General features: G+C 70.4%; 5 protein-coding genes. 3 read left to right on the forward strand and 2 right to left on the reverse strand.

Annotated elements, in window-relative coordinates; genetic code table 11:
- The first annotated feature begins 158 nt into the window (after nt 1–158).
- The gene (locus tag ACFXA3_RS23820) at nt 159–434 is read left to right on the forward strand and encodes a hypothetical protein (RefSeq protein ID WP_385189846.1); all 276 of its coding nucleotides are present in this window, start codon (nt 159–161) and stop codon (nt 432–434) included.
- A gap of 47 nt (nt 435–481) precedes the next feature.
- Here ACFXA3_RS23820 and ACFXA3_RS23825 read toward each other — a convergent pair whose 3' ends face one another.
- The gene (locus ACFXA3_RS23825) at nt 482–1,411 is read right to left on the reverse strand and encodes a hypothetical protein (protein WP_385189849.1); all 930 of its coding nucleotides are present in this window, start codon (nt 1,409–1,411) and stop codon (nt 482–484) included.
- Between the two features lie 92 nt (nt 1,412–1,503).
- Entirely contained in the window at nt 1,504–2,142 is a 639-nt protein-coding gene (locus ACFXA3_RS23830) for a hypothetical protein (protein WP_385189851.1), read from the reverse strand.
- Between the two features lie 96 nt (nt 2,143–2,238).
- Here ACFXA3_RS23830 and ACFXA3_RS23835 point away from each other — a divergent pair, with 96 nt between their 5' ends.
- Both ACFXA3_RS23835 and ACFXA3_RS23840 read left to right on the forward strand, forming a co-directional pair.
- Nucleotides 2,239–4,860, forward strand: coding sequence for a valine--tRNA ligase (locus ACFXA3_RS23835; protein WP_385189854.1), 2,622 nt, complete (start codon nt 2,239–2,241; stop codon nt 4,858–4,860).
- Nucleotides 4,861–5,024: 164 nt separating this feature from the next.
- Nucleotides 5,025–6,173 (forward strand): sensor histidine kinase, encoded by a 1,149-nt coding sequence (locus ACFXA3_RS23840; RefSeq protein WP_385189857.1) that lies wholly within the window; start codon nt 5,025–5,027, stop codon nt 6,171–6,173.
- Nucleotides 6,174–6,288 lie beyond the last annotated feature (115 nt).

The following is a 6,288-nucleotide window of genomic DNA, read 5'->3' on the forward strand; positions in this document are numbered from 1 at the left end:
GCACTCCGCGGGTGGGGGCCGCGGTGCAGGGGGGGCGCCCCTCCTCTATTTCTGGACCATCTCGACCGTTCATCGGACGTCGGGTCCGAGGTGACTGGTGCGACCGGCGCCTTCTTGATCAACTTTGTCTCGAACGTTTTGTCGAAAGGGTGCGAGACGTGAAGATGAAGAAGCGCGCAGTCGGCGTTGTGGTCGCGGCGTTCGCCGCGGCTGCCCTGCCGCTCATGGCGGCTTCGCCCGCCTCGGCCGATCAAGGCGACTGTCAGTACTACCTGCATGAGGAGGGCTACAAGGTCGGCCCCAAGATTGAGTCGGGCTGTGAAACAGGGGCCCATTCCTCACCGATCGCCTACGGCAGCTGTCTCAGCTATCTGCTGAACATCGGGGTGCGGGCCGACCAGGCGCAGAGGGCGTGTGGTCTGGCAGGTGCGTGAATCCCGGTCCGGCGCGGGGACCTGCCCCGCGCCGGGCAGTGGTCTGATCAGACCTTGGTGCGCGACGTGTTGTAGAGCTTCGCCGCCAGCTTCGAGACGTCCTCCAGGGTGCCCTGGCTGCCGCCGGTCAGGATCGTGGTCTGGTCCATGTGGTTGACCGCGCCGAGCGTCGAGTAGTCGCTCCAGGCGCAGGTGGGGACCACGATCGAGTTGGGCTCGCCGGGCTTGGTGGACTTCGTCGCGGTCATCTTGACCTCGACGCACTTCATGACGGCGCCATTGAACCCGTCCGGCGTGAACGCCTTGGGGGAGCCGACCTTTTCGTACTTAAGGCCGAGCTTGTCGGTCTCCGGATTGGGTGCGCCGATCGAGTTGAAGTACCCGTCGAGAGCCTTCTCCGGGTCGTCGATCTGCCCCCAGAAACCGCTCGCGGTCATCTGCTTGGCCTTGCCCTTGGGGCCGCTCACGTACTGCTGGCTGGACTGGTGCGGGTCCTTGATGCCGATGGCCTCGGCCTTGGTCTTCTGCTCGCCCGTGAGCGGAGTGTCGCTCTTTGCGGCGCCCACCGCGTCTTCGTTCTTCGCGTAACTGTCGACCGAAGCCGGGTAGCTCAGCTTGTAGCCCTTCGTGGCGGAGGAGACCGAGCCCGAGGCGCCGGCGCCCTTGGTGAAGTACCAGCCGGCGCCGCCGATCGCCGCGACCGCGACGATGACCGCGATCACCACGCCCGCCTTCGACTTCTTCGGCGGCTGCATGCCGTACGGGGGCTGCTGCGGCGGCATGCCCGGCTGCTGGTAGCCGTAGCCCGGCTGCGGCTGCGGCTGCTGGGGGTAGCCCTGCGGGGGCTGCTGCTGCGGGTAGCCGTAGCCGGGCTGCGGGGCGGGCTGCCCGTACGGACCGGGCTGCTGGGGCGGCTGACCGCCATACGGTCCCGGCTGCGGCTGCTGTCCGTACGGTCCCGGCTGGTTGTAACTCATACCCGTGTCCCCCTTTAGGACTTTCTTATGTTCCTCATATCTTGGCCGAAGTCCGTGCAGCTCCGGCCGCCGGGGGCCCAGGCGTTACGGAACTACGACGCCGCCGGGACCTCCATCGCACCCCGCAGCGCCCGGGCCTGCGACGCGAGCGCGTCCATCGCCACGGGCTGGTTCTCGATCGGGACGGTGACCGTCACCAGCGTGCTGTGATCGGCCCACATGCACAGCGGCAGCGTCCCCGCGCCGGAGCCCACGTCGAGCGTGCCGCAGCGCATGGCGCCGCCCGCCGGGGTGCCGGCCTCCTGCGTCGTGATCCCCGTGACCTTCCCCATGTCCTGGAGGGTGCGGGTCAGTGCCGCGCCCGGGTCCTGGTCGCCGAACCGGCCGTACGCGCCGCTGATCACCAGATGGGCGCTGCCCGACGGGTCGGCGTACACGACGGCGACGTTGGTCGTGCCCGGCTTCGCCGGCCCCTGGCCGCTCTTGACGGCCTCGACGCGCGGACCGGAGTCCTGGAGCGTCAGGCCCTGGAAGGTGTCCGGCGCCGCCAGCCGGTAGCGGCCCGCGTCCGCGGCGGCGCCGTCTCCGTCGCCGAGCACGGCGTTCATGGCCACCCGCCCCAGCACCACGCCCGCCGCGAGGCCGAGCACCGTCCCGGCCGTCTTGAGCACACGCTTGTTCCTCGGCGGGGCGGCGGGGCCCGGTGCGGCCCGCCCGGTGATGTCGTTCATGGTCACAGTGAGCCCGATCGTCATGGGCAGGTCAACGAGCGGGCGGGTGTGGTATGGATTCGTAACGGAGGCGGGACCGCCCGTATCCTGTGCCTCGTGACCGAGAACACGCAGACACCCAGCAGCCCCAACTCCGAACTGCCGACCGCGTACGCTCCGGCCGAGGTAGAGGGGAAGCTCTACGAGCGCTGGGTAGAGCGTGGGTACTTCACGGCGGATCCCGCGAGCGAGAAGCCCGCGTACACCATCGTCATCCCGCCGCCGAACGTCACCGGCTCCCTGCACCTGGGGCACGCCTTCCAGCACACGCTCATGGACGCCCTGACCCGCCGCAAGCGGATGCAGGGCTACGAGTCGCTGTGGCTGCCCGGCATGGACCACGCCGGCATCGCCACCCAGAACAAGGTCGAGCAGCAGCTCGCCGAGGAGGGCAAGTCCCGCCACGACCTGGGCCGCGAGGAGTTCGTCGAGCGGGTCTGGCAGTGGAAGGAAGAGTACGGCGGCAAGATCCTCGGCCAGATGCGCCGCCTCGGCGACGGCGTCGACTGGTCCCGTGAGCGGTTCACCATGGACGAGGGCCTGTCCAAGGCCGTCCAGACGATCTTCAAGAAGCTCTACGACGACGAGCTGATCTACCGCGCCGAGCGCATCATCAACTGGTGCCCCCGCTGTCTGACGGCCATCTCCGACATCGAGGTGGAGTACCAGGAGGACGCGGGCGAGCTCGTCTCGATCAAGTACGGCGAGGGCGAGGACACCCTGGTCGTCGCCACGACCCGCGCCGAGACGATGCTCGGTGACACGGCCGTCGCCGTCCACCCGGACGACGAGCGCTACAAGCACCTGGTCGGCAAGCTCATCAAGCTGCCGCTCACCGACCGCTCCATCCCGGTCGTCGCGGACACGCACGTCGACCCCGAGTTCGGCACCGGCTGCGTCAAGGTGACCCCGGCACACGACCCGAACGACTTCGCGATCGGCCAGCGCCACGACCTGCCCTCCATGACGATCATGGACGAGCACGGCAACATCACCGTCCACGGCCCCTTCCTCGGCCTGGACCGCTTCGAGGCCCGCTCCGCGGTCGTCGGTGCGCTGCGCGAGCAGGGCCGGATCGTCGCCGAGAAGCGCCCGTACCTGCACTCCGTCGGGCACTGCTCGCGCTGTTCCACCACCGTCGAGCCGCGCCTGTCGCTGCAGTGGTGGGTCAAGGTCGAGACGCTGGCCAAGGCCGCCGGCGACGCCGTCCGCGACGGCCGGGTCTCGATCCACCCCGAGGAGATGTCGAAGCGCTACTTCGACTGGGTCGACAACCTCAACGACTGGTGCATCTCGCGCCAGCTGTGGTGGGGCCACCGGATCCCGGTCTGGTACGGCCCGGACGGCGAGATCGTCTGCGTCGGCCCGGACGACGAGGCGCCCACCGGCGAGGGCTGGCACCAGGACACCGACGTCCTCGACACCTGGTTCTCCTCCGGCCTCTGGCCGTTCTCCACGCTCGGCTGGCCGGAGAAGACCCCGGACCTGGCGAAGTTCTACTCCACCGACGTCCTGGTCACCGGCCACGACATCATCTTCTTCTGGGTCGCCCGGATGATGATGTTCGGCCTGTACGCCATGGACGGCGAGGCGCCGTTCAAGACGATCGCGCTGACCGGCCTGGTCCGCGACGAGCGCGGCAAGAAGATGTCGAAGTCCTTCGGCAACGTCGTCGACCCGCTGGACTGGATGGACAAGTACGGCTCCGACGCCGTCCGCTTCACCCTGGCCAAGGGCGCCAACCCGGGCACCGACGTGCCGATCGGCGAGGACTGGGTCCAGGCCTCCAGCAAGTTCGCCAACAAGATCTGGAACGCCACGCGCTTCGCGCTGATGAACGGCGCCACGATCGAGGGCGAACTGCCCCCGGCCGAGCAGCTGTCCGCCACCGACCGCTGGATCCTGTCCCGTCTGAACAAGACGGTCGCTCAGGTCGACGCGTACTACGAGGACTTCCAGTTCTCGAAGCTCAGCGAGGCGCTGTACCACTTCGCGTGGGACGAGGTCTTCGACTGGTACGTCGAGCTGTCGAAGACGACGTTCTTCGCGGGCGGCGAGCAGGCCAAGGTCTCCAGCCGGGTCCTCGGCGAGGTCATCGACGTCATGCTGCGGCTGCTGCACCCGGTGGTCCCGTTCGTCACCGAGACGCTGTGGACCACGCTGACGGGCGGCGAGTCCCTCGTGATCGCCGACTGGCCGAACGACTCGGGCTTCCGCGACGACGCCGCCGAGGCCGAGATCGAGGGCGTCCAGGCGCTCGTCCGCGAGGTCCGCCGGTTCCGCAAGGAGCAGGGTCTCGACGACAAGCAGAAGGTCCCGGCCCGCCTGGACCTGTCCGGCACCGCGCTGGCCGCGCACGAGGCGGCCATCCGCCAGGTGCTGCGCCTCCAGCCGGAGGGCGACGAGTTCAGCGCCACCGCGACCCTTCCGGTCGCCGGCGCCACCGTCGCACTCGACCTGTCGGGCACCATCGACGTGGCCGCCGAGCGCAAGCGCCTCACGAAGGACCTCGGCGCCGCCGAGAAGGAGAAGCAGCAGGCCGAGGCGAAGCTCGGGAACGAGGCCTTCCTGGCCAAGGCCCCCGACAACGTCGTGGACAAGATCAAGGGCCGGCTGGCCAAGGCGGAGGCGGACATCGCCCGCATCCAGGCCCAGCTGGAGACCCTGCCCGCCGCGTAACGCGTACGAGTAGCGCGTACGTGCGCTGAGCCCTCGGCCCCCGAGCACCTTGCCCGGGGGCCGAGGCGTGAGGTTGTCCCGAGTTGTCCTGGCGTGTCGGACATCACGTTTTCGGCCTGGTTGGCTGATCCGATACCCCCCGGTGAGCACGGATGATGGAAGGCATGTACGTCCCGCCCGTCGCCTCGGCGCTCCACCGGGCCGCGGCCGCCGGCCGCCGGCTCGGCGAGAGCTGGGCCGGATCACCCCGGGCGCTTGACGTGCTCACCGCACTGAGTTGCCTGGGGCTGATGGCGCTGGACCTGCCCGGTCTGGCCGCCGCGGACAACTCGCTCAGCGGCCCGATGGCCGCCGTCGTCCTCGCCGCCGGATGCTCCGGCCTGGTGGTGCGCCGCCGGTCGCCCTGGGTCTCGTACGTGACCGCGCTCCTGTTCATCGGCTGGCTGCACGAACTGACGCTGATTCAGTTCGCGCTCTACTCGGTCGGCCGCTTCCGGGGGCGCCGCCCCGCGGTCCTGGCCACCCTGGGGTACGTCGCCTTCGCGCTGATCGTCTTCAGCGTCCCCGGCTGGCCCGAGCCGCACGCCGCGACCCTCAGCTCCTTCCTCGGCCTCGTCGTGCCGATCGGGGTCCTCGCCTCGGCCGTCGGCATCGCCGCCTACCGGCACGACCTGGTGCGCGAGCTGGCCGCCCGGCGCGCCGAGGCGGCCGTCCTGCAGGCGGTCCAGCAGGAGCGCACCTCGGTCGCCCGCGACGTCCACGACTTCGTCGGCCGGGAGCTGACGCTGCTGACGGTGCGCTCCGAAGTGCTGTCGGTGCGGGCGCGGGAGACGGCGCACGCGAAGGACTTCGAGGAGCTGGCCGACACCGCGCGCCGGGCCCATCTGGTGCTCAACGAGATCATCGTGCAGCGCGGGGAACGGGCTTCGACCCCGGGGGTGGACGGTCTGCCGGCCCTGGCGGAGGAGAGCGGCCGGGCCGGTTCCCCCGTCCGGCTGACCCTGGATCCGCAGGTGCACGGGCTGTCGCCGCTGCGTCAGGCCGCGGTTTACCGGGTGGTGCAGGAATGCCTGACCAACGCGGCCAAGCACGCCTGCGGGCAGACCATCGACGTGTCGATCGAGGCGGACGGCCCGCAGCTGCGGATCGCCGTCAGCAACGGCCTGGCGGTGCGCACCCCGGAGCGGGCCCCCGTCTCGGCGGGTTCGGGCACGGCGAGCATGTCCGAGCGCGTGCGCAGCCTGGGCGGAACCCTGACGGCGACGCGCACGCAGGACTCGTACACGGTGGTGGCCACCCTCCCGCGCGGCTGAAGCGCCCCCCCCCCCCCCACCCCCCCACCCCCACCCCCCCCCCCCCCCCCCCCCCCCCCCCCCCCCCCCCCCCCCCCCCCCCCCCCCCCCCCCCCCCCACCCCCCCCCCCCCCCC

The organism is Streptomyces sp. NPDC059456, assembly GCF_042750055.1.
Lineage (GTDB): Bacteria > Actinomycetota > Actinomycetes > Streptomycetales > Streptomycetaceae > Streptomyces.

What these genes read in the sequence shown, in the direction of transcription:
- ACFXA3_RS23840 (WP_385189857.1), top strand. Translation starts at nt 5,025, where the DNA reads ATGTACGTCCCGCCCGTCGCCTCGGCGCTCCACCGGGCCGCGGCCGCC.
- ACFXA3_RS23825 (WP_385189849.1), bottom strand. Translation starts at nt 1,411, where the DNA reads ATGAGTTACAACCAGCCGGGACCGTACGGACAGCAGCCGCAGCCGGGA.
- ACFXA3_RS23830 (WP_385189851.1), bottom strand. Translation starts at nt 2,142, where the DNA reads ATGAACGACATCACCGGGCGGGCCGCACCGGGCCCCGCCGCCCCGCCG.